Annotated in this window: 21 protein-coding genes; 6 read left to right on the plus strand and 15 right to left on the minus strand. The window is 49.5% G+C overall.

Translation table 11 applies throughout. The features are described 5' to 3' along the window. Nucleotides 1-15: 15 nt before the first annotated feature. The 5 genes from CWE09_RS03255 to waaA are packed head-to-tail and all read right to left on the minus strand — an operon-like array spanning nt 16 to nt 3,517. Entirely contained in the window at nt 16-543 is a 528-nt protein-coding gene (locus CWE09_RS03255; RefSeq protein WP_126802579.1) for a YgjV family protein, read from the minus strand. A 14-nt stretch (nt 544-557) separates the two neighbouring features. Then, nucleotides 558-911 carry an outer membrane protein assembly factor BamE gene (locus CWE09_RS03260; protein ID WP_126802580.1) on the minus strand — a complete coding sequence of 118 codons (354 nt, stop codon included), beginning with the start codon at nt 909-911 and terminating at the stop codon, nt 558-560. 15 nt (nt 912-926) lie between these two features. Then, nucleotides 927-1,457, minus strand: coding sequence for a DUF192 domain-containing protein (locus CWE09_RS03265; RefSeq protein ID WP_157982798.1), 531 nt, complete (start codon nt 1,455-1,457; stop codon nt 927-929). Continuing rightward, nucleotides 1,441-2,208, minus strand: a complete 768-nt coding sequence (locus tag CWE09_RS03270) for a 3-deoxy-D-manno-octulosonic acid kinase (RefSeq protein WP_157982799.1) — start codon at nt 2,206-2,208, stop codon at nt 1,441-1,443. Before CWE09_RS03270 ends, CWE09_RS03265 begins: the two co-directional genes overlap by 17 nt. Further along, on the minus strand, nt 2,189-3,517 hold the full coding sequence (gene waaA / locus CWE09_RS03275) for a lipid IV(A) 3-deoxy-D-manno-octulosonic acid transferase (protein ID WP_126802583.1): 1,329 nt from the start codon (nt 3,515-3,517) through the stop codon (nt 2,189-2,191). The genes CWE09_RS03270 and waaA overlap by 20 nt, the downstream gene beginning before the upstream one ends. Nucleotides 3,518-3,627: 110 nt before the next feature. Here waaA and CWE09_RS03280 point away from each other — a divergent pair, with 110 nt between their 5' ends. The 3 genes from CWE09_RS03280 to CWE09_RS03290 are packed head-to-tail and all read left to right on the plus strand — an operon-like array spanning nt 3,628 to nt 9,233. Further along, entirely contained in the window at nt 3,628-4,524 is an 897-nt protein-coding gene (locus tag CWE09_RS03280; RefSeq protein WP_126802584.1) for a gluconeogenesis factor YvcK family protein, read from the plus strand. A gap of 34 nt (nt 4,525-4,558) precedes the next feature. Beyond that, nucleotides 4,559-7,243, plus strand: coding sequence for a M14 family metallopeptidase (locus CWE09_RS03285; protein ID WP_126802585.1), 2,685 nt, complete (start codon nt 4,559-4,561; stop codon nt 7,241-7,243). A 1-nt stretch (nt 7,244) separates the two neighbouring features. After that, on the plus strand, nt 7,245-9,233 hold the full coding sequence (locus CWE09_RS03290) for a S9 family peptidase (protein WP_198679584.1): 1,989 nt from the start codon (nt 7,245-7,247) through the stop codon (nt 9,231-9,233). A 97-nt stretch (nt 9,234-9,330) separates the two neighbouring features. Here the strand turns inward: CWE09_RS03290 and dcd are convergent, their stop codons facing one another. Beyond that, nucleotides 9,331-9,918 (minus strand): dCTP deaminase, encoded by a 588-nt coding sequence (gene dcd / locus CWE09_RS03295; RefSeq protein ID WP_126802587.1) that lies wholly within the window; start codon nt 9,916-9,918, stop codon nt 9,331-9,333. 7 nt (nt 9,919-9,925) lie between these two features. Continuing rightward, nucleotides 9,926-10,945 carry an iron-sulfur cluster carrier protein ApbC gene (apbC, locus tag CWE09_RS03300; protein WP_126802588.1) on the minus strand — a complete coding sequence of 340 codons (1,020 nt, stop codon included), beginning with the start codon at nt 10,943-10,945 and terminating at the stop codon, nt 9,926-9,928. Between the two features lie 179 nt (nt 10,946-11,124). Here apbC and metG point away from each other — a divergent pair, with 179 nt between their 5' ends. Next, nucleotides 11,125-13,158 carry a methionine--tRNA ligase gene (gene metG, locus CWE09_RS03305; RefSeq protein WP_126802589.1) on the plus strand — a complete coding sequence of 678 codons (2,034 nt, stop codon included), beginning with the start codon at nt 11,125-11,127 and terminating at the stop codon, nt 13,156-13,158. Continuing rightward, the gene (locus CWE09_RS03310) at nt 13,158-14,345 is read left to right on the plus strand and encodes a class I SAM-dependent rRNA methyltransferase (RefSeq protein WP_126802590.1); all 1,188 of its coding nucleotides are present in this window, start codon (nt 13,158-13,160) and stop codon (nt 14,343-14,345) included. The genes metG and CWE09_RS03310 overlap by 1 nt, the downstream gene beginning before the upstream one ends. Before the next feature lie 72 nt (nt 14,346-14,417). Here the strand turns inward: CWE09_RS03310 and CWE09_RS03315 are convergent, their stop codons facing one another. The 6 genes from CWE09_RS03315 to CWE09_RS03340 all read right to left on the minus strand — a co-directional run bounded on the left by CWE09_RS03315 (nt 14,418) and on the right by CWE09_RS03340 (nt 21,826). Further along, nucleotides 14,418-15,857, minus strand: a complete 1,440-nt coding sequence (locus CWE09_RS03315) for an efflux transporter outer membrane subunit (RefSeq protein ID WP_126802591.1) — start codon at nt 15,855-15,857, stop codon at nt 14,418-14,420. Continuing rightward, nucleotides 15,850-18,978 (minus strand): efflux RND transporter permease subunit, encoded by a 3,129-nt coding sequence (locus tag CWE09_RS03320; protein ID WP_126802592.1) that lies wholly within the window; start codon nt 18,976-18,978, stop codon nt 15,850-15,852. Before CWE09_RS03320 ends, CWE09_RS03315 begins: the two co-directional genes overlap by 8 nt. Continuing rightward, a complete protein-coding gene (locus CWE09_RS03325) occupies nt 18,979-20,124 on the minus strand; it encodes an efflux RND transporter periplasmic adaptor subunit (protein ID WP_126802593.1) in 1,146 nt (381 codons plus the stop codon). 49 nt (nt 20,125-20,173) lie between these two features. After that, complete coding sequence (locus tag CWE09_RS03330; RefSeq protein WP_157982800.1) at nt 20,174-20,761, minus strand: TetR/AcrR family transcriptional regulator; 588 nt, start codon at nt 20,759-20,761, stop codon at nt 20,174-20,176. Nucleotides 20,762-20,838: 77 nt separating this feature from the next. After that, a complete protein-coding gene (locus CWE09_RS03335; protein ID WP_126802595.1) occupies nt 20,839-21,324 on the minus strand; it encodes a TetR/AcrR family transcriptional regulator in 486 nt (161 codons plus the stop codon). A gap of 220 nt (nt 21,325-21,544) precedes the next feature. Then, entirely contained in the window at nt 21,545-21,826 is a 282-nt protein-coding gene (locus CWE09_RS03340) for a PilZ domain-containing protein (RefSeq protein ID WP_157982801.1), read from the minus strand. Nucleotides 21,827-21,930: 104 nt separating this feature from the next. Between CWE09_RS03340 and CWE09_RS03345 the strand changes: the two genes are divergently transcribed. Continuing rightward, nucleotides 21,931-22,299 carry a histidine triad nucleotide-binding protein gene (locus tag CWE09_RS03345; RefSeq protein WP_126802597.1) on the plus strand — a complete coding sequence of 123 codons (369 nt, stop codon included), beginning with the start codon at nt 21,931-21,933 and terminating at the stop codon, nt 22,297-22,299. Between the two features lie 11 nt (nt 22,300-22,310). Here the strand turns inward: CWE09_RS03345 and CWE09_RS03350 are convergent, their stop codons facing one another. Beyond that, entirely contained in the window at nt 22,311-22,751 is a 441-nt protein-coding gene (locus tag CWE09_RS03350) for a hypothetical protein (protein WP_126802598.1), read from the minus strand. Between the two features lie 22 nt (nt 22,752-22,773). Beyond that, nucleotides 22,774-24,531, minus strand: a complete 1,758-nt coding sequence (gene ggt, locus CWE09_RS03355) for a gamma-glutamyltransferase (protein ID WP_126802599.1) — start codon at nt 24,529-24,531, stop codon at nt 22,774-22,776. Nucleotides 24,532-24,564 lie beyond the last annotated feature (33 nt).

Consider the following 24,564-nt stretch of genomic DNA (forward strand, 5'->3'; position numbering starts at 1 on the left):
ATGTTGTTCACTCAACTATAATTTTTTCGCACTTTGCACCGCTTTATTTTGTTTTGCGTCACTGTGCAGTTTAATAAATATACTACTCAAATTACTAATATTGAAAAGCACACCAAAGACACTTCCAACCAAAACCGCATAAACAAGACCAAGTAGCTCGGCCAGCACAAACCAGCGACGAATACTGACTGCACTTTCTAAGACTATCGAACCCACAGTAAAAATAAGCGAGGATACATAGGCAATAAATAGCAAGGCACTATTGCCCAGAATAAACCATTCCCACAAACAGAAAAGAATATTAAGAAGAACAAATAAGTACAGAATTCCCCGTTGACGATAGCGCAGTGCAACAATATTACGGATAGCTCCCAGTGCCAGACCTATGCCTGCCGCCATCGCACCCAACAAAAAAAAATGCCAGCTTAAAAATGCAAGGGCAATCGCCGACACCAGACGATAGCGGTTCACGGTATTTTGTCGATAACCTATAAAGTTGGTGATCAGGGCTAAAGCCCCTAACAGTTCAATACTATAAGGCAAGGTATTCTCCACTGTTACTCAAGAGGGTAGCTATTATCCTGAAAATCGAAATCGGTGACGACACCACGGCCATCCATGACAATAGTCAAAGACTTCATGCCACTAATGCCTTGGCCAGGGTCCTGAAAACGATATACATAATTCCAGTACATAGCCCGACCACTTTCCGAAACTGAGTTTGGCTGCCCAAAATGTTGCTGTACATCGTGATAGGTGGTCTGCCCTCTGATAAGAACTTGCTCAACCTCTTCTGAGCCATAATTCGCCAGGTTCTGGCTGCCACTTCCTTCTACAGGTAAAGAGGTTGCGCATGCACTTATAAGCAATAACAGCATAAAGGTAACTAATACTTTAAATAACGCAGCCATATTAACTCTCCTTTTTTAACGCGCTAGCCCATTCCAGTTTTCCCATGCCACCCGCTCGCAATCGCTATCCAGCAGATAGTCACCCGGACCAAAGCCTGTTTCATTAAAGTATCCCGCGTTCATCTCCAGGGCCGTTCGAAATGCCTGCCTCGATGGATAACTGACGCAAAGGCGCGGTTCATCACTATCACAGGGTTGCATGGTAAAGACTTGCAGGATTTCACCATCACTGGCAATAAAAGCAATGTCTAACGGTATCAGAGTTTGGAACATCCAGAAGCTGCGCCGTTCACTTGTCGGATAGTAAAACAGCATACCACTGTCCGTTTCCAGATTTTCCCGGTTCATTAATCCGATAGCTCGTTGCTCGCCAGTCACGGCATACTCAGCCTCAATGTGATGACGCCTGGACTCACTTACCAGGCATAACGGGTGCTGTTCCAGGTTCTGCTGTTTAGTTTCTTCGGCTAAAGGAGAATCTGAAGGAGCACAACTGACACTGAGCGTGATAAGTACAAAAAAGGTTAAGCTAAGACGCAATTTCATGATATCCATCCATTAGGTGGCGCCAGTCCTGCAAACTAAACTGAAAACTGGTATGCCGCTGTTTCTCTTTGTTTAAAGAGCGTAATAAACGCGCTAAATTTTCATCCTGCCACTTACCTTGAGAACGCTGTTTGCACTTGTCAAAGTCTATAATCCAGAAGTCAGTATGAGCCCCTTGCTGGCGAATTAAAATGTTATGACAGTTTAAATCGGAATGATAAATACCAGCCTGATGAAACTGAGCAATTATCTTCCCTAACTGCTGCCACTGCGAAGAGCTAAGAGGTTGCTTTTGGAGCGCGGTGTACAGGTCAGAGTCGCAAGGCAAGCGTTCGATCAGTATATCACTTCGGTAAAATAAACCATGTTGACTAAACAGCGCGGCATAGGGCTTAGGCACCGGCAACCCGGCCTGATACATATCGGCAAGTAACGAGAACTCCTGCATGGCGCGGCTTCTGGCAACTTGCCACCCGACAAAGAGATCTTCGTTAAGTTTAGCGATCAGCCCACCGCGATAATAATGACGTAAAACCATATGCAAAGCTTCAGCTCTGGCCAGCTCAGCATTATCTTCGATAAAATAGGCTAAACGCCGCCCCCCTGCGCTGCCAGTCATAGCATCGCGAGCGTTCCAGAACGAAGGTTTAAAATGTTCAACTGAAGGTGCCTCCATCACTTCGTCGTCGTACCATACCGACCAATTATTTTTTCCATTAATTGCTGGCACATTAACCTCTGGTTTTGTCATTTTCCGCCTCATTGCTGGCAAACATTAATTGCGAAACCGCTGAGACAGTGCGTTCAGTAGCGCCACGATGACGAGCAAACAATTGTTGGGCCTGTGCGCCGATACGTTCCGCAGTCTGCGACTCAGTTAATAAGCCCAGCCAGGTGTCGTGCAGAGATTCTTTATCATCCACCCAACGAACGGCCTGCCGCGCATCCATCTGCTGATATACATCGGCAAAGTTAAATACATGTCTTCCGGATACTATTGGCAGACCGAAAGCCATCGGCTCCAGCGGGTTGTGTCCCCCTCTTTCAATCAGGCTCCCTCCCACAGTCGCGATCGTAGCCACACCATACCAAAGCATCATTTCTCCCATGCTGTCAGCCAGCAATACCTGCGTTTCCGGCGTTACCGGGAGCCCTTCGCTACGACGGACCATACGTAGTCCGTTTTCTTTAACAAGCGCAGCCACTTGATTAAAACGCTCCCGGTGACGGGGCACCAAAATTAACAAAGTATCCGGACGAGCTTTCAGAATATCGCTAAATGCCTGCAGTATTATGGCTTCCTCACCTTCATGCGTACTACCTACAGTAATAACCTGTCGTCCTCGCAGCCAGCTTTTGAATTCAGTCACCTGAATTTTAAGCTCGGCGCTCACATTCACATCGAACTTAAGGTTGCCAGTTGTTTGCAACGCTTCTCCGCTAACGCCAAGCGCCCGCAGGCGCTCAGAACTACTTTCATTCTGCGTTGCCACCAGCGCCAGCTGCCGCCACACAGGACGCATTAACAGATCGACTTTTTGATATCCTCTCGCGGAGCGCTCTGACATACGAGCATTGATTAAAGCCACAGGAATACCCGCCTGAGCCGACTGCGCCACAAGATTTGGCCACACCTCTGTCTCCAGAATAAGAATAGCTTTTGGCTGCAGGCGCCAGAGAAACCGTCGTACAGCCAGTGGCGTATCAAATGGCAGATAGCAGTGGTAAACCTTATTTGCGTAAAGTTGCTGGATCAGTTCTGAGCCCGTGGGAGTGGTGCAGGTAATAGTTATCTTCAGCCTTGGATAAACCGCTAATAAAGCCTCCAGCAAAGGTCGCGCAGCCATCAGTTCGCCTACCGAGACACAATGAATAACCAGAGACCCTTTTCTGTTGGGATCTATTTTATGCCAGGCGCCCCGTTCGCTCCAGCGTTGGCGGTATCGCGGGTTTTTGCGCCCATGCCACCATAAATAGCCGTAAATAAAAGGTAAAGCTAACGACAGTAATACACTGTACAGAGCGCGAACCCACCCTCCGCCAAGCCGTTGTTTTGACACCTGGTCACCTGTCTACACTCATAATTAAAGGACTATAATGCCAAATTTTATGACTTCCGGCTATGCCAGTAAGTAGTGGCGAGTTACTGTAAAATACGTACAATAGCAGCATGCAAATTCAACATCTTCGTAAAATCACCGCAATAGGCGGCGGACATGGTCTGGGGCGTTTAATGTCAACCCTGGCTTTTTTAAGGCACCGTCTTATTGGCGTAGTGGCAACAACCGATAATGGTGGCGCAACAGGTCTGTTGCGCCAGGCTCATCAGTGCATTGCCTGGGGCGATATCAGAAACTGTATGTCACAGCTGGCTAACCAGCCTCTCGCCGCGGATGTGCTTAACTTCCGCTTTCAGGAAGGGTCCACCCTGCAGGGGCACAATCTGGGTAATTTACTGTTATATACTCTGGACGAGCTAAGTGCCCGCCCGATTGACGGTATTCAATTACTGAGCCGTCTGCTAAAAGTAGACAGTCGCGTGCTCCCCATGTCAGAGTCACCCACAGACCTTGTAGCTGCCACCCAAGAAAATTTCGACTGTCATGGCGAAATAAGCATCGACGATCTGCCTAATATGCCCGTACGTCTGCAGCTTTCCCCCCAGGTGCAGGCTACACCTGAAGCTCTTCGCCATATCCTGCGCAGCGATGTCATTATTATTGGTCCTGGTAGCTTTATGACTTCGATCATGCCGCCGCTGTTAGTCGGCGAAATCACGCGGGCTATCGTAGAAAGCCCGGCAAAGGTTATTTTTATTGATAACCTGATCCCTGAGCTTGGCCCAGCCGGTCGGGTCGCATTGCCGCAACGTCTGCAATGGATGCGTCAACAGCTGGGTGTTGAACTTATTGACCTGATCATCAGCAATCAAGAATACCCTCAGCTGTCTGTACCTGTTATTGGCGGCGTTGAAGCAGAAGAAGGAACACCGCACCGACACCAACGAGCCAGTTTACTGGACGCTCTGGAGCGAGCCACAGCGCTCCTTCGTTGCGGAGCCGCATAATCATAAAAATAAATAGTTGCAACAAGGACATATCATGACTCAATTTCGTTTATTAGCAGCCGCCGCTGCCATCGCGACCACCTTTACCTCAACCAGTGTGCTGGGATCTTCAGTACCCGTATTTCCAGGCAGTGACCACACTCCTGAAGTCGCCACTGTCGAACAGGTACTGGGTTACCCTTTAGGCAGCCGGGTATCCAGCCCGGCCGCTATTCATGAGTATTATCAGGAACTGGCTCGTCAGCATCCAGACAGGATAAAGCTGGTTTCCTATGGAGAAACCTGGCAAGGCCGCCCTCTGTATTATGCGGTCATTTCCAGTGCCGACAACTTGGCGCGCTTAGACAGCATTGAAAGCAATATGAGGCAATTGGCGGATCCCCGAACACTGAGTGAGAGCGACGCAAGCGATCTATTAACGCAAACTCCATCTTCGGTATGGATAGCCAGTAGTGTGCATGGCAATGAAATCAGCCCGGCTGAGGCTTCCATGGCGACTACTTATCACCTGTTAGCTGATCGCAGTCAAAAAACCCAGGATATCCTGGATAACACGATAATTTATCTGGATCCTCTGCAAAACCCGGACGGACGTGAACGCTTTGTCAGTCGTTATTATGCCACTGTCGGCCTGGAACCCTCAGCCGACCGTTTATCAGCTGAACACAATGAACCCTGGCCCAATGGCCGTACCAATCACTACCTGTTTGATATGAATCGTGATTGGCTGGCATTGACCCAACCCGAGACTCGCGGGCGTGTTGCGGCTCTTTTAGAAAGCTTTCCTTTGATCTTTGTCGACTCTCATGAAATGGGCGGCGATCTCAGTTATTACTTCACTCCCGAAGCTCACCCTTACAATCCACACATTACCGAACCTCAGCGCGAAACGCTGGAATGGGTCGGACGCAATAATGCTGCCTGGTTTGATACTTTTGGTTATGATTATTTCACCCGCGAAATTTTTGATGCCTTTTATCCAGGCTACGGTGCCAGCTGGCCGATTTATCATGGCAGCATTTCCATGACTTATGAGATGGGCTCTGCCCGCGGCCATCACTTTCGCACCCGGGATGGCGACATCCTGACCTATGCGGACGGTATTCAACAAAACTTCGTCGCTTTCATGGCCACCATTGAAACGGCCTCTGAACGGGGTGACGAACTGCAACAGCGTTTTTACGATTATCGCAAAAATGCCATTGAACAAGGCAGTCGCGGCGATGTGCGTAGCTATATTTTAGCCGGTGACCGCGATGCTGCCGGCCATCAGAAGCTAGCCGCTATTCTCTCAGAACAAGGCATCGAAGTGCAGCGTGCTAATGACAGTTTCCGCGCCTGTGGCCAGGATTATAATGAAGGTGCTTATATCATCAATGCGGCACAGCCCAGTTATCACTTAATTCGCACCCTGCTGGACGATCATGTACCCATGGATGAAGACTTCCTCGAGGAACAACACCGTTTGCGCGCCAACAATTTACCGGACCAGATTTACGATGTCACTGCCTGGTCCCTGCCCTTAATGTTTAACCTGGATGTTAGTCCCTGCAACCGTGCCCCTCGGGTTGCCACCACCAATATCGCCCCTGAGCGAATCGCGGAAGGTAGTGTCGATAAGCCAGATGCTGAGTTCGGTTACGTAGTGCCCTGGGGCGATATGAACGCGGTTCGTTTCTTAACAGCCGCACTGCAACTGGACCTGCACCTGCGCAGTTCCGACCTGGCCTTCACCGACGACAATGACAATCAGTATCCGGCAGGCAGTCTGGTAATCACCCGGGCCGGTAATCCGGATGATCTAACCAATATGGTTGCTCAGCTGGCCCGCGACTCCGGAGCTCAGGTTCAGGGACTGGACAGCAGCTGGGTAAAAGACGGCCCCAATGTCGGTTCAGTTAATATGAAAACCATGCACAAACCCCAAATAGCTATGTTGTGGGACGAACCTGCCAATCCATTAAGCGCTGGTAGTACCCGCTTCATCATTGAACGTGAAGCCAATTACCCGGTAACCGCTATTCGGCCTGCACAATTGCGCAACGCGGATCTGAGCCAGTACCAGGTACTCTTGTTACCCGCCTCTGCGCGCGGCAACTACGAACAGGCACTGGGTGAAGCAGGCACAGAAAATCTACGTAACTGGGTGCAACGCGGTGGCGTACTGGTGACCTTAGGCAACGCTACCCGCTTTGTAATCGACGGCGACAACCCTTTGCTCAGTTCAGCGCTGGAAAAACGAGTGCTGCCAGAAGGTGTTAGCGAACAGCCCGAAGATAGCCCCGTACCCGGGCAACTGATTGAAAGCGAGGAAGTTTACAATCATCGCATTCAGGATGCCAATGCGGATCCAGACTGGGTATCTGGCATTCTGGCCAAAGCTAATGTCGATCAGGAACACTGGTTAAGTGCTGGCGTCCCTGAAACGGTCAATAGCATCTATGTAGGGCGCGATATCTATACGCCGCTCACCATCCAGAACGGACGTAACGTAGTTTCTTTTGCTGCCGATGATGAAGTGCTGGCCAGTGGTTTTATCTGGGAAGAGAATCGTCAGCAAATTGCCTACAAGCCATTACTGATGGTGCAACCCCAGGGCCGTGGCATGGTCATTAGTTTCACTCAAGAGCCTAATTTCCGCGCCTACATGGATGGCATGAATATCCTGTTGATGAATGCCATCTTCCGTGGCACAGCCCACGCTACCCCGGTACGTTAAGATGACAAAAATTGCATTTTCTGGTTTATACGGCTGCCTGCTGGCAGCCAGTATTGTTAGCGCTTCCGCCGCCGGGCAAAGAGCCATCACGGCAGAAGATTATTATCAAACTGTCGACAGCCACAGCCCGCTTGTGTCGCCCTCGGGTGAACAGGTGATTTTTGTACGCACCCATATTTCGGAGAATCAAAGAAGCCGGCACTCCAACCTGTGGCTGGCAGATACCAGCAGCGCGCTCTCCGCACGCCAGTTTACCTGGGGCGATTCCGATCGTGCTGCTGCCTGGTCACCAGATGGCCGTTACTTAACTTTTATCAGTAACCGCGATAATGGCAGTGCCCTGTATAAAATAAGAGTCGCCGGCGGCGAAAGCCAGTCCCTGTTACAACTCAAACAAGGCAGCCTGGTTGACTACAAGTGGGCAACAGATGGCGACAGTCTGTTAGTCAGCATCAGTCTGCAACCCGATATCGAAGACCCTTTGACTGAGAAAGAAGACAGCGACGACAAAGCCGACGTACAGGTAGCCCGCCATGCTGTATATAAAACTCAGGGCCGCTATCGGGATGAGAGCCTGACCAGCCTGTGGCGTTATCAACTGGATGAGCAAAAGTTAGTTCCTCTGACCCTGGAGTCAGGGTTTAACGAAGGGGAACCCAGTTTCTCGCCTCAGGGTACCCACATAGCCTTCAGTTCCAATCGCCACCCGGACGCTTTTGAGGGCGCTTTCAGCCAATCTCTGTTCATCATTGATCCACAGGGCGAACAACAGCAACTCAATACCCCTGATGGTCATAACAGCCAGCCCTTGTGGTTGTCCGACGACAGTCTGGTCTTTATCCATCGTGCAGAGCCCTATGCAGCACCTGATTTGTACCGTTATAACCTGCAGCAAAATCAAAGTGAGTTAATTAAGGGCGCCATGGACCTTGCGCCCAATAACCTGCAGGTTGCCAATGGCATGCTCTATTTCACCGCCGACAACCAGGGCAGCCACACTTTGCATCAATTAGATCCAGGCGACGGCGAGATTAGCAGGCTCAGCGATTATGGCTACAGTCTGCATGATATGAATGTCAGTCAGAGCGCTGAACAGATAGTGCTGAGCCGCCATCATGAAGCCAAACTACCCGAACTCTATGCCTTTCAATCCGGTGACTATCTGCCGCTGACTGATTTTAACCAGTCATTGCAAGATCAGCTCAGCTTAGAGCGCTACCAGACTTTCACTGTGCAGGATAGCGATGGCCATGCGGCTCAGGCCTATTTTCTGCCGCCTACGCAATTTGAAGAGGGTCAGCAGTATCCGCTTATTTTAAATATTAAAGGCGGTCCCGGCGGCATGTGGGGGCACCAGTGGATGCAGGAAATGCAACTGATGGCTGCCCGCGGTTACGCTGTGGTCTTCGTCAACTACCGTGGTAGCTCAGGTTTTGGTCATGATTTTGCGCAGCAAGTGCGACTGGATTATGGCGGCGCTGACTATCGCGACAACATGCTCGCTTTAGAAACAGCACTGGAGCAATACCCCTGGCTGGATACGGAACGCCTTTATATCACCGGCGGCAGTCACGGCGGTTTTCTGACCAACTGGATAACCACACAAAGCGATCGTTTTCGTGCAGCCGTTACTCAGCGCAGCGTCAGTAACTGGCTCTCAGAAGCCGGCACTCAGGCATTTCCACCGGCCTCTATGCGGGTCGAGTTTGGCGGCACTATCTGGGAAAACTTTGATTATTACTGGGATCGGTCACCACTCAAATACGCAGACCAGGTAACCACCCCTACTCTGATTATCCATAGCACTGATGATCATATTACCCCTATAGGCCAGGGTGAAGAATGGTTTTATGCGTTGAAAGCCAATGACGTCGAGACTGAACTGGTGGTTTTTCAGGGCGAAGGCCATGGTTTAAGCCGCTCTGGAACCCCTATCAACCTGGTGGAACGTCTGAACCGTATTATTGACTGGTTCGATAAACATCCTTGATTAAAAAGCTTAATAGAAAAAGGGAGCGCAGTATTAAATCTGCGCTCCCTTTTTTTGTCTGTACTAGCTTAAACTCAGAACCATCAGCACCGCTAAATTAAGAGCCGTCAGCGCTTATTCGACTAGCTACTGCGCCACGCTGATCGCGATATTTAGCATCGGTACGAGCGCTGTATGGACGTGCGCAAGGTTCGCTCAAAGTCTCAAAGCTCAGCGCACCTATTTTCATCAAAGGACGTAACGCCAGTGGTAATTTACCACTGTTGTATAGCTCCAATACGATTTGCCCGGACCAGCCTGGATCAATCCGGTGCGCCGTAACATGCACCATAAGACCTAAACGCGCCAAGGAAGAACGGCCATCCAGCCAGCCCACCATATCTGCAGGTAAGGTCAATGACTCTTGGGTCACCGCGATAGCGAATTCACCTGGGTGAATAAAAAACTGTTCCTGCTCGCTGAGTACAATTTCATCGCCGGTAATGCGATCTATGGCTTTATTGATTTCATCCCGCGGACCACTGATATCTATATAAGGCGCCGCATGGTCCTGCAATACCCTAAACTCATGACCCAGATGAATATCCACAGTGACACCGCTGATATTGCGGGTTTCAGGCGCGGGTTCAATGGCTATAGTGCCGGCCGCTAATTCTCGCTCGATCTGAGCATCGGTTAAACGCATGAAACTTTCACTCCTGTGCAGGCTCTGGGCCCAAAAACTCGTACAAATTGCCTGCCATTTGCTGCGCAGACTGCATAATAAGGTCACTGTAACTGTGATTCGGCTTATCGTACACCAGCGGTGTGCCATCATCCATACTCTGGCGCAGCTCAGTTAACAGCGGCCACTGACCCAACAACGGCACGCTATGTTTGCGCGCTACATCGGCGCCGCCCTGCTGCCCAAAAACTGGGTCCTGATGACCGCATTCACCGCACTGGAAGTAACTCATATTCTCGATAATGCCCAGTAAAGGCACGTCGACCTTACGGAACATAGCGATGCCTTTTTGCGCATCGGCCAGGGCTACAGTTTGTGGCGTAGTCACCACGACAGCGCCAGTTAAAGGTAATTTTTGTGCCAGGGTCAGCTGAATATCCCCGGTCCCTGGCGGCATATCAATTAACAGATAATCCAGATCCTGCCACTGTGTATCGTTATACAGCTGCTCCAGAGCACCACTGGCCATAGGACCGCGCCACACAGTGGCGTCTTCTGCATCCACCAGGTACCCCAGCGAATTGACCTGCAATCCATACCGCTGCAACGGCAGCATTTTACGATTCGGCGTAAACGTCAGCTTAGCGTCTCTGTTACCCAACATAGTGGGCAGCGATGGACCATACACATCCGCATCCAGAATGCCCACCTTGGCACCGGCACGACTTAATGCCAAAGCCAGGTTTACGCACACCGAGGACTTGCCGACGCCGCCCTTGCCCGACGCCACAGCGATCACATTACGGGCGGCAATCGGCTGACCGGCACCTTTGCTGTGCGCCATGCTCTCAACGGCTACCTGAACATCCCAACGATAACCCTGCAGCAAAGGGTCGCTCTTAATCAGTCGTTCGGCTTCGGTTTTAGCCGCAAACGGCAGTTTCAGGCTAATCTGCGGGCCTTTGATATCCAGCCATTCAGCTAATAAGCCCTGAGTGAAAATATCGCTACGTAAAGTAGCGCAATGGTTTTTTAATGGCTCTGTCATGAGTTCATTCCTAGTGACAAACTTTAACTGGCTTCAGGCTTCAATCATTTAATGAAAAAGCGTACAGTTTTCGATACTATAGCGGCCTTACAGCAGGCCATTTTGGGGCTGTTTCCCGATATTTAAAGTGGCCGCCGAACAGACTACCCACTTCACCTGACAAAAGATGAGCGATCAGCATGGCAGATAACAAACGACAAATTCTGGTTACCAGCGCCCTTCCCTATGCCAACGGCCCTATCCATATTGGCCATATGCTAGGTTACATTCAGGCTGATATCTGGGTACGTTTTCAGAAAATGTGCGGCCATGACGCTCACTTTGTATGCGCAGATGACGCGCATGGCACACCTATCATGCTTAAATCTCAACAACTAGGCATTACACCTGAAGCCATGATAGCGCAAATGAGCCAGGAGCATCAGGCCGATTTTTCCGATTTCGGGGTCAGTTTTGATCATTACCATTCAACCCATAGCGAAGAAAACCAGGAACTCGCCAGCCTGATTTATACGCGCCTGCGGGACAATGGGCATATTACAACACGCACCATTGAACAGTTATTTGATCCTGAACGGGAAATGTTCTTACCGGATCGTTTTGTAAAAGGCGAATGTCCGGACTGTGGCGCTGAAGATCAGTATGGCGATAACTGCGATGTCTGCGGTGCGGCCTATGCACCAACCGATTTAAAAAACCCACGCTCCGCCATATCAGGCGCAACGCCTGTCATTCGCGAATCCGAGCACTATTTCTTTGACCTGCCAGCTTTCGGCGACATGCTGCAAAAATGGACCCGTTCAGGCTCCTTACAGGAAGAAATGGCCAACAAACTGAATGAATGGTTTGAACAAGGCCTGCAGCAATGGGATATCAGTCGCGATGCCCCCTACTTTGGTTTTGAAATCCCTGACGCACCGGGCAAATATTTCTACGTCTGGCTGGATGCCCCCATAGGCTACATGAGCAGTTTTAAAGCCTATTGCGCGAAGAGTAACCTTAACTTTGATGATTACTGGCAGGAAGACAGCAAAGCTGAGGTCTATCATTTTATTGGTAAAGACATTATTTATTTCCATAGCCTGTTCTGGCCGGCCATGCTCAAAGGCGCTCAGTTCCGCCAGCCAACGAACGTCTGGGCACACGGTTTTATTACGGTGAACGGTACTAAGATGTCAAAATCTAAAGGTACCTTTATTCAGGCGCGTACCTATCTGGATCATCTGAACCCGGAATACCTGCGCTATTATTTTGCAGCCAAGCTCAGCAGCCGCATTGACGATCTGGACCTGAACCTGACTGACTTTGCACAACGGGTAAACTCTGACCTGGTTGGTAAAGTGGTCAATATCGCCAGTCGTTGTGCCGGCTTTATCAGTAAAAAGTTTGATGCTCAATTATCCGACACGGTTTCAGAGCCTGAGTTGCTGGCGCAGTTTCAAGACGCCGCCGATCGACTGGCTGACATGTACGAAAAACGCGAATTCTCCAGAGCTATGCGTGAAATCATGGCGCTGGCCGACAAAGCCAATGAATACATAGCCATCAAAGAGCCCTGGCAGTTGATCAAAGACGAGAACAAACAACAGGACGTGCATGATATCTGCTCTATGGGCATCCACCTGTTCCGCTGTCTGATGGTCTATTTAAAGCCGGTAGTGCCCGAACTGGCCCAACAGGCTGAAACCTTTTTAAATGATCGTTTTACCTGGGACAGTGCTCAACAGGTGCTGACCGGTCATAAAATCAATAAATTTAAAGCCCTGCTACAGCGGGTGCCTATGGAAAAAGTTGAAGCCATGATTGAAGACTCAAAAGACAAAATGGCGGCCGCGGCAGCCCCTGCTGAAACGGTAAATCCGTATCTGTCTGAAGATCCGGTAAGCCCTGAAATTCAGTTTGACGACTTCGCTAAAGTGGATTTACGAGTAGTTAAAATAGTCAACGCCGAACATGTTGAAGGCGCAGACAAACTGCTCAAGCTAACTTTAGATCTGGGTGGCGAGAGCCGTCAGGTTTTTGCCGGTGTCAAATCAGCCTACGAACCCGAAGCCTTAATTGGACAACTCACAGTCATGGTTGCCAACCTGGCCCCGCGTAAAATGCGTTTTGGTCTGTCAGAAGGCATGGTGCTGGCCGCAGGTCCCGGTGGTAAAAACATCTTTATCATGAATCCGCACGATGGTGCTGAACCTGGCATGCGGGTCAGTTAATGGCCGGTCAACTGATTATCAAGCAGGGCAAAGAAAAAGCCCTGCGCCGGCGCCATCCCTGGGTATTTACCGGAGCCGTGCATAAAATCAAAGGCAAACCCGGACTCGGCGATACCGTAGAACTGGTTGATCAAAAAGGCGACTTCCTGGGTCGCGCCGCCTATTCGCCGCATTCGCAGATATGCGCACGGGTGTGGAGCTTCGACGCCGCGGAAGACATCGATGATGCTTTTTTCCTGCGCCGCATAGAACGCGCTAAAGCCCTGCGTACAGCGCTGATACCGGCTGCGACCACAGCTTATCGGCTGATTGCTGGTGAATCTGACGGCCTGCCCGGTGTCACCATTGATATCTATGCCAACTGGATCGTCTGCCAGCTTTTATCTGCAGGTGCCGATGTTCAGCGCGGCAGCATTCTGAACGCCCTGAAAGCCCTCTACCCTGATTTTAGTATTTATGAGCGCTCAGATGTTGATGTACGTAAAAAAGAAGGACTGGAGCCAGTCACAGGACTGCTGCACGGCAATCAACAACCTGAGCCCCTGATCATTGAAGAAAACGGGCTCAAGCTTTGGGTCGATATCCAGAAGGGTCATAAAACCGGCTACTACCTGGATCAAAGAGACGCCCGGCAATCAATTAAAAAATACTGCCAGGACAAAAGCGTGTTGAACTGCTTTAGCTATACTGGTGGTTTTGGTCTCTACGCAGCCTCGGCTGGCGCCAGTGCTGTGACCAATATAGATATGTCTCAGTCCGCGCTGGATATCGCGCAGCAGAATTTAGAGCTTAATGAGTTACAGACACCCGTCGAACACACTCAGGGCGATGTCTTTAAGTTATTAAGAGAATATCAGCAACAAGAGCGACGCTTTGACGTCATAGTGCTGGATCCGCCTAAATTTGTTGACTCTAAAGCCAGCCTGACCCGTGCCTGTCGTGGTTATAAGGATATCAACCGCCTTGCCGCAGAACTCCTGGCTCCTGAAGGCATACTCTTAACTTTCTCCTGTTCTGGCCTGCTCAGCACTGAGCTGTTTCAGAAAGTCGTCGCAGACGGAGCCCTGGATGCAGGTCGTGATATGCATATCATAGAGCGTCTGTTCCAGGCACCGGATCATCCGGTCAGCATGCCTTATCCGGAAGGTTTGTATTTAAAAGGATTTATATTAAGAGCCCGGGACTGAAGCAAGAACATTCGCAGTAAATATAAATAGAAAGGTCGCAAATAAGCGACCTTTCTTTTAACTACAGGTTAACTAACCTTCAGAGACATACTCATCAGCATCAGGTTCATTCCAGCCACCACCCATAGCTTTAAATAATGAAGCTGAGGCAATTAAACGATCACTCACTGCATCGCTCAGGTTCATCTCTGCATTCATCAGCTCGCGTCGCGCATTGAGTAACTCATAAAAACCAATAGCACCTAATTCGTACTGAATTTCAGCCATTTCTACCGTTTCCCGGATAGCATCCGTCTGACGACGAATCGCCGCTACCCGTTGCTCTGAGTTCTGATAAAGCGTTAAAGCGTCCCGTACATCACGAAAAGCACTGGTTACGGCCATCTGATATTCAATCTGCGCTTGTGCACTTTGGGCTTCTGCGCTCTCTACATTCGCCCGTCGGCGCCCGAAATCAAAGATAGGCCCTGCCAGGCCAGCCCCCAGACTCCAGGTTTCTGACGAAGATGTAAAAAGATCGCTGGTATCCAGCGCCGCTGTGCCTATCATGGCATTCAGGTTAAGACTCGGCCAACGTTCAGCCATAGCCACACCGACCTGAGCGTTGGCCGCGATCATTGACGACTCCGCTGCTCTGACATCAGGCCGTCGCTGCAATAGCTCAGACGGCATTACCGCAGGCACATCATCGGGCAACTGAATATCCGCTAAACGGCTATCGCCAAAATCCATTTCCAGAAGTAATTCTTCAGCGGAGTAACCAACCAACATCGCCAATGCACTTTGCAAGGTATGTACCTGCTGCCTTAACTCAGGTAATAAAGCCTGAGTCCCTGCCAGCTCAGCTCGCGCCTGACGAATACTTAAAGGATCGCTGGCGCCACTGGCGTCACGATATTCTTCAAGCTGCAAGGTTTCCCGTCTCGATTCCAATGTATCCAGGCCAGTGGCGTACTGCTGTTCCGCGGCTCGCAGATTGAAGTAGGTAGTTACCACTTCAGTTACCAGATTCAGACGCACCGCTTCAGTGCCGTACAATGAGCCTTCAAGTTGGGCAATCGCCGACTCGCGCTGGCGTGCAACACGACCCCAGAGATCCAGTTCATAACTCAATACACCGGACACAGCGAACTGATTGCGCGGCGCGCCTCCGCCCAATTCGGGTGGAAATATACCGGCAGGTTGTTGTTCCCGGGTAGCGTCCGCCTGCGCACTTAAAGAAGGCCAGCGGTTAGCATTGCTCAGCCCCAGCTGAGCACGGGCCTGTTCAATACGTTGCAGTTGCAACTGCAGCTCCAGATTGTCATCCAGAGCGCGTTCGACTAATGCCGTTAACGCTGGGTCCTCAAAACGAGTCCACCACTGTTGCCAGGATTGCTGCTGCTCAGAGGACTGTTCCAGCTGTTCAGGCCAGTGCTCAGGCAATTCCATTTCCTGCGCCTGGTAATCAGGCCCCATGGCACAACCACTGAGTAGTATAGCTAGCGTTGCTGCGATAATTGATTTATGCATTCTGAGTGCCTCCCTTACGTTCTGAACGCCAGTTTGACAGGTCTTCAAACAGCTTATAGCCCAGTGGTACAAAAAGTAGCGCCAGAGTACTGGCTGCCAGCATGCCGCCAACCACTACAGTACCTATTTCCTGACGACTGGCTGCACCGGCGCCCGTTGCAAATACCAATGGCAAGGTACCAATAATAAAGGTCATAGCCGTCATCAGAATGGCACGGAAACGCTGACGTGCTGCTGCGATAGCGGCCTCTGTTGAGCTCATGCCCTCTTTACGGTTTTGGGCCGCAAATTCGACAATAAGAATGGCGTTCTTAGCCGCCAGACCTATTAACACCAGCAGCCCCACCTGGAAATACACATCGTTAGGGAAGCCTCTCAATAAAGAAGCCCCCGCGGCACCTAACACACCAAAAGGTATAGCAGTAGCAACTGCCAGGGGCAGTGTAATACGCTCATACTGAGCCACCAGGATCAGGAACACCATCAGCAAACCAAGACCGAAGGCAGCACCACCGGCACCAGCTGCTTCATCCAGCTGGAAGGCTTCACCAATCCAGCCTAACTGGATATTGGCAGAACCGTTCTCTTCAGCCACCACCTGCTCTAAAGCATCTTTTGCCTGACCTGTGGTGAAACCAGGCGCTGGATCGGCCATGATTTTAGCCGCAGAGAAGATATTAAAGCGGTTAATGATGTCCGCACCACTGATCCGTTCCACGGATAACAGTGAACTCAGAGGTACCATAATCCCCTGCTCTGAACGGACAAATACATGGCGTAGATCATCAGGCTGAGTACGATATTCGCCTTTCGCCTGCACGTTGACCTGCCACAAACGACCTGAGTAAGTGAAATCATTCACATACAAAGAGCCTAATGTGCTTTGCAAGGTACTAAAGACATTGTCCAGAGTGACGCCCATAGCCAGTGCTTTCTCACGATCTACTTCTATGTGATAGCGTGGAATACTGGTATCCAGAGTAGTTCGGGCGTTAATAAGTTCAGGTCTTGCATTGGCAGCCGCGGCCACCCGTTGTGCGATGGCTTCAACTTCCTGAGGCGTAGACTGTTCACGCACCTGAAGGTAACCTTCAACCCCTCCGGTCAATGACAATCCCTGAATAGGAGGCGGCACAAAAGCCAACACATTGGCTTCCTGTACACCAAATCCCATACCCATAACACGTTGAGTAATGGCCTGTGCATGTTGCTCGGCGCTGCCTCGCTCAGACCAGTCAGTGAGATTGATGAAACCCGCCATGGTATTGCTTCGCAGTGTACTGGCAATAATGTCAAAACCAGCAAATGAAGTGAAATCCTGCACTTCATCCATAGCTAATAGTTGCTCAGACAAGCTGTTACGCACTTCTTCAGTGCGACTCAACGACGATACTGCAGGTAACTGAGCGTATAACATAGCAACACCCTGATCTTCCTGAGGTACCAGACTGCCAGGCATACGGGTTAACAAAAATACAGCCAACACTGAACTCAATGCAAACAGACCTACACCGATAATCCAGTGATGAATCAACCAGCTCACAGTGCCCACAAAACCATTGGTTAAACGTTCAAAACCACGGTTGAATATCTGAAACGGCTTAGAAACCTCTCGTTTCTGACCATCCAGAAAGAGTGCGCACATAGCCGGTGTTAAGGTCAATGCGACCACACCTGAAACCACTACAGAAACGGCAATGGTCACTGCGAATTGCCGATAGAGTTCGCCACTCAAACCACCGAGGAAAGCAACTGGCGCAAATACCGCAACCAGCACCAGCGTCGATGAAACTACAGCACCAGACACCTGTTTCATGGTTTCAACCGCAGCGTCACGCGCTTTCATGCCTTTTTCAGAAATCAGGCGTTCAACGTTTTCCATTACGATAATGGCGTTGTCCACCACAATACCAATCGCGAGTACCAACCCAAACAAAGTCAGCATATTGATAGAAAAGCCCATCAATTGCATACCTGCAAAGGTACCAATAAGAGACACAGGTATAGCCGCCACCGGAATCAAAGTAGCGCGGAAACGTTGTAGGAATAAGAAGGTAACCAGCACCACCAGTAATACTGCAATCAGTAAAGTAGTGACCACCTCTTTCACTGAGATTTCGATAAACTCTGTGGTGTCATATGGGATATAAAAATCAATGCCTTCAGGAAAGCGTGAACGCATATCTTCCAACGCGGTACGTACACCAGCAGCAGTCTCCAACGCATTCGCGCCGGGCTGCAGGAATATACCCATAGGGACCGCAGGCTGACCATTATAGACCGCCGAGAAATCATAATTCTGCGAACCTAACTCAACATCAGCTACGTCTCGCAGGCGCAGTGAAGCGCCCTGTTCATCAGAACGTAAAATGATATTTTCAAATTCTTCGGGTTCGCTCAACTGGGTACTGGTGGTCGCACTATAAGTAAAAGCCTGACCTTCTGGCGCCGGGTTTGCTCCGAAACGACCTGCCGCATACTGCCGATTCTGTGAACCTATAGCGGCCGCAATATCAGCAGGATTTAAGCCGTGCTCTGCGAGTTTCGCCGGATCCGTCCAGATACGCATGGAATAATCGTCAGGTCCGAACAAAGAGGCATCGCCCACACCCGGTAAGCGTGACAATTCGTCCAGGACATTGATTAACGCATAATTACTAAGATCGAGCGTTCGCTGGGAATCATCCGGAGAGAAAAGCACCGGAACCATAAGAATATTGGTCGACTGCGACTGGACCTGAACACCAAGATCGCGAACAATTTGGGGTAAACGTGAAAGTGCCGCCTGAACCCGGTTATTGACGTTAATCTCAGCCTGATCCGGGTCGGTGCCCATGGCAAAAGAAACGGAAATCTGCAGCATGCCAGCATCACTGCTGGTCGACTCCATATACAGCATGTCATCAACACCGTTAATTTCCTGCTCCAACGGCGCAGCCACGGCCTCTGCCAGGACCTCGGCACTCGCGCCGGGATAGATAGCATTCACAACAACCTGAGGAGGAACTACATCCGGATATTGCTCAATAGGCAAGGCCCGTAAAGCGACCACACCCATCAACATAATAATAATTGAAATAACCGATGCAAAGAGTGGACGGTCAATGAAAAAACGTAACATTTAACCCTCCTCGCTACTGTTATCATTCACCGCAATAGATGCACCATCAGCTATGCCTGCAATCCCATTGACAATAAGTTCATCGCCTTCACTTAAGCCATCAAGAACCAGTTGCTTGCCATCAACCACAGGTCCGAGTTGAACCAGCTGCGCACGGGCCGTATCACCATCACGCAAAAATACCTGAGCGCCTTCGGGGCCCTGGTTAACTGCAGAAGGTTCAATCAGGAAAATATCGCTATAATCACTCAACACCACTCGCACACGGATAAACTGGCCAGGGATAAGCGCTCCTTCAGAGTTATCAAACTCAGCGCGCATGGACACACTGGCCGACGCTGCATCAACCCGAGGGTCGATAAAATTAATACGCCCTACTTCAGTGTATTCAGTGCCATCCGGCAAAATCGCCCAGGCCTGACGCATCAGGTCCTGCTTCGACTCCTCGCGTCTTTGGGTGCGCTGCTGATAGGCATCATTTTCCGGCACTGAAAAATGCACTCGTATAGGATCCGTCTGCGTCACATGAGTGAGTGAGGTACCCGACTGGATTAAATTACCTTCGGAAATATTCTCCATGCCAGCAATACCAGAGACCGGCGCTTCTACGCGGGTATAGCGCAGATTCCGTTGCGCATCCGCCAGTGCCGCTTCAGCACGTTCGATACGCGCCTGAGCGGCGTCTCTGTTACTTCTTGCCTGCTCGTAATCACGTTGGCTGACCGCGTTGCGCTCATACAGACCTGACACACGATCCCATTCACTTTGTGCCTGACGGTTTGCGGAACGCGCATCAGTAAGCTCGGCCCGGGCTGAACTTACCTGGATTTCATAAGGTTCAGGGTCAATCTGAAATAAGGTCTGTCCTTCTTCAACAAAGGAACCTTCCTCATAACGACGTTCTTTTAAAATGCCAGCAACCTGAGCGCTGATTTCTACTTCCCTTGCACCTCGCACACGACCTGCGTAAGTCCCGTAGTGCGTCAGATCTTCAGCACTGACTTGCGTCACCGTTACTGGAGCCGGCGGCATCTGCTGCCCTTGCTGCTGAGGATCGCCACCACAGGCCGCTAACAACGCAAGAACACTTATACCTGTCACAGATCGAAATACAAAACGACCTGAAAATACATTACCAACTTTCATTAAAAACACTCCATTAAACTTGTAAATCCTTCAAAATAAGTACTCGGTATTATTTATGCTGCAAAATACCCTGAACATAGAAATCGAAAATAACCTCCAGACTTTCGCTGGAAGATTTTTTATTAAATGGCAAATCATGCAAAATGACGGCTCCATGCATGAGATCCGCGCAGACATCCCGCATGTCTTCTACGCTGATATCGCGCACCGGGTAAGCCGCTTTAATATCAGAGAATAGATGCAGCCAGTCATCCCGGTTTTCAGATACACGCATGAAATAAACAGATTGTGTTTTATCGCGAAACTCCGCCCGCTCCTGAGCAAATAACTCAAGCACCTCGGGATTATCTTCGAAAAAACACATATGAGCTTTCATCACCAGCCGCAAACGGGCTAAAGGGTCAGTTTCTGCGTCATGGGCTTTTTCCATAATGCAACGAAGCATATCCAGCTTTTCATGCAGAACAGACTTAAAAAGCTCTTCTTTACTGGGGAAATATCGATAAACGGTGCCTTTGCCAACCCCCGCTTTATCCGCGATCACCTGCATATCTGCCGCCTGATAACCGCACTTTGAAAAAATTTTCGCCGCCGCTTCCAGTATTTCATGCTGCCGCTCTTCAGCCGGTTTATGCACCCGCTTGCCTTTACACCCTACAACCATTTTACAACAAACCTCAATAGACGGACTGGTCAGTCCGAAATTATATAGGACTAAGCATATTCAAGCAATTCTTCATCCAGGATCCCGTAGACTTTTATAACCCTGTGGCCTACAGCAGCATAAAGATCGACCAACCCGTCATTTGTAGCTATATTTTGCCGCTTAAATGCTGCAATGAGACGTTCTCGAAAAGTTTCATTTTCAAGTGCATGCTTTATAAATAAAGACTCAACATTTGCTTCCACAGGCATAGAGTCAATTACCGCAATAAGTTGCTCAAAGGATACTGATTCAAGTTCTGTCGACTCCAGGAAATGATTTTTTACACTTTCCCGATAATAAAAGACCAGCATTTGCCAGACCAGGTCGCTCATTCCCTTAAAGTGGTAAAGTAAGCCTCCTTTAGTCAGGTTCGCTTTATTTACCAGTGCTTCCATGGTGAACCCCTTGACGCCCTCTTCTGCAGCCAGCTGCAACCCCTGCATCAGAATAAAATGACGACTACTGGGCCGACCTACCGTTTTTTTTATCTCCATTGTTAACCTCTTGCTCAGGGTTTTATACAACACATAAATAGGACTGACTAGTCCGTCCTGATTTTGATAGTAGGTATTTGTGTTTCCCTGGTCAAGATACTATTTTCGAATTTAATCGCCTATAAAGCAGATTATAGGCGTAACTTACAACGTAACAAGAGGCTGGTATGGAAGGATATTTACTCAGTTCAAAGCTTTTTTGCTATCACTTTGTCAGGCTTCAATTCATGGAAACCACCTCGCATCCATAAACAAGTCGGTTTTCATTGAGTCGTTCAACCCTGAGCACTTTTACCTGCATGGATAACGACTGCACGGTGCCACCCTTTATAGTGACACCTATGACCTGCCCCATATCAAGCTCATGATTCAGTTCCAGTGCCAGGCCAGTAGCACTCAAGTCTTTGCATATACCGGTCAGGCTCTCATCACCAATTTGCACTTCAGCTTCTGCATCCAGCATCATCCGGTAAAAATTTCGATTTTCTTTATCAACTATCATTGCTTCTCTCTCCATAATATCCCACAGCATTTACTGCTGCGTATTGAGCTTAATACTTAAAGCACCTACCATTAACATACATCCATTAGTGTTAAGGGCTTGCCATGACTGAAAAAACCATCTTCAGTAAAATTATAGACCGTGAAATACCTGCCGATATCGTTTATGAGGACGAGGTAGCTCTGGCCTTTAAGGACCTGAACCCTCAGGCTCCTGTACATCTATTAATCATTCCCAAAAAAGCTATTGCCAGCGCTAACGATATTACTTCAGCGGATCGTGAGATTATCGGCCATCTGCACTGGGTTGCAGCCCAGATAGCCGAACGCGACGGCTTTGCCGCTGACGGTTATCGAACCGTCATGAACTGCAACGACAATGGTGGACAAACGGTATACCATATTCATTTGCATTTACTGGCTGGTAAAGCCTTCGGATGGCCTCCTTACCAGGAACGCAAAAAACAAGCATAAGAGCAATGGCCCTAGTTCATAGGGCCATCCAGTACTCTGTCTATGCGCCAGTTTCCATTCTCTCTTATCATAACTACTTCACGTAAACTTTCGCGTTTACGACCGGCGTGCATGCCGGTAAAACTAACCTGAACCCGGGCAGTATCTGCCCGGTCCTGATATAAAGAAATGCCACGCCGATCGGCAATGATTTCTACTTCATCAAAGTTCATATTATAAAGATAACGCCCGATAGACGAAGACGCCCCGTAGTGCATTAATACTCTGCGATAATCCTCACTCGCGAGTTCTGCGACTTTTTCCATATCCCGCTCATTATATAAAGCATTAAAGAATGCTTCGGCCTGCTCATGGGCTTCCGTTTCTCGTTTTTCTTCCGAACAGCCAACCATCACAGATAGTAAAATAATCAGCAAACAAGCGTGAATGCCTGACAACCTCTGATACCGCATAACTACTCCCGTCTTAAGGCTTTCACTGCCCTTTCGCTACACCTTCGCGACGAGGATCTGCCCCGCCATATAAAAGCCCACTCGATTCGATAGTAATACCATGCAAACCACTGTTCAATGGTCTTACCTGAAGTTGATGCCCACGCTGTCTGAATTCGTCCGCCCAGAACTCAGGCGCTACGTCTTCTTCAATAGCTGTCTGTCCGTTCAGGTTAGTAACTTTAGGCAAGTTAATAGCGCTCTGAATATCTAATTCCCAATCAATCAGCGCCATTACCGTTTGCGTCACATAATTGATAATTCGCGGCCCACCGGGTGATCCAAGCACATGGCGAAGACTCTGATCGCCATCAAAAACCATGACCGGTGACATTGAACTACGCGGACGTTTGCCCGGTTCTATACGATTTGCCGCCAACCCAGTTTCGGTTTGCGGCTGAAAATCGAAATCAGTAAGCTGGTTATTCAGCAAAAAACCATTGCTCATTACACTTGAACCGAAGCCCATCTCTATAGTACTGGTCATCGAAACAGCATTACCTTCTGCATCCACTATACTAATTTGAGTGGTATTAGGCTGTTCATATTGAATAACCCCGGCCACTTCTTCGGCATAACCCGAGAAAATACCCGCCTCTGCAGGGCCCATATCCTCATCACCGATCAACTGAGCACGATGACGTAAATACTCAGCATCCAACAGCTGCTCTACGGGAACTTCGACAAAGTCACTATCCGCCAGATACCGGTCCCGATCAGCAAAAGCCAGCCGCGAAGCCTGGGTAAACCAGTGCCAGGGCTGACTACTGTTAATATCATATTCGCTTAATTCAAAACCTTGCAGCATTTTTAAAGTTTGCAATAAAGTAATACCGCCAGAGCTGGGTGGCCCCATACTGCATACCTGATGGCTGCGGTAGTCTGAACATACCGGCTCACGCCAGGTCGCTTCATACTTAGATAAATCTTCAGTAGTCAGCACCCCAGGTGCAATTTCTGCATTCTGCACCGCAGCAACCAAATCGCTACCCAGCTCACCGCGATAAAAAACATCTATCCCTTCATTCGCCACCTTGCGTAAACTACTCGCTAATTCCGGGTTGCGCTTCACATCTCCTGCTTGCAAGGCACTACCGTCCGGAAAAAAGTAATTGCGGGTAGTGGTTAGCTGACGCACACCCGGATTAATGTCCATTTCCAATAACTGTTGCAAACGGGGCGACACCATAAACCCTTGCTCCGCCTGTACTATTGCATCATCAAAAAGACTATCCCAGGGTAAACGCCCCCAGCGCTGATGAGCCATATCTAAACCATGCAAAAGGCCGGGTGTTCCAACAGAGCGCCCCCCCACCACAGCATCTATCCATGGGACAGGTTCTCCCTCTGCATCGAGAAATAAATCGGCGCTGGCAGCAGCAGGTGCAGTCTCACGTGCATCAAGCGTATGCAGCTCCTTTTCCGCAGCATCCCAGTACAAGATAAAAGCTCCACCTCCGATACCCGATGATTGCGGTTCAACCAACGTCAGCATGGCCTGAACCGCAATTGCCGCGTCAATAGCATTGCCGCCCTGAGCCAGCACATTAAGGCCGGATTCCACCGCATACCCGTTAGCCGCAGCAACCATATAATGTTCTGCCTGCTCCAGCTGATGCTGCTGAAATCCTGTAGCGGCCTCAGGTTCATAGGCTTCAATCTCCTCCGTCTGAGGCGAGCAACCGATAATGCTAAACGTGAGAACTAAAACGCAGAACGCGGGCGATCGGAAAAACAACATAACTATCCTTTTGAGTCTGACAACTAAAGCGGG

It is taken from the genome of Aliidiomarina minuta, from assembly GCF_003987145.1.
In the GTDB taxonomy this organism is placed as follows: domain Bacteria; phylum Pseudomonadota; class Gammaproteobacteria; order Enterobacterales; family Alteromonadaceae; genus Aliidiomarina; species Aliidiomarina minuta.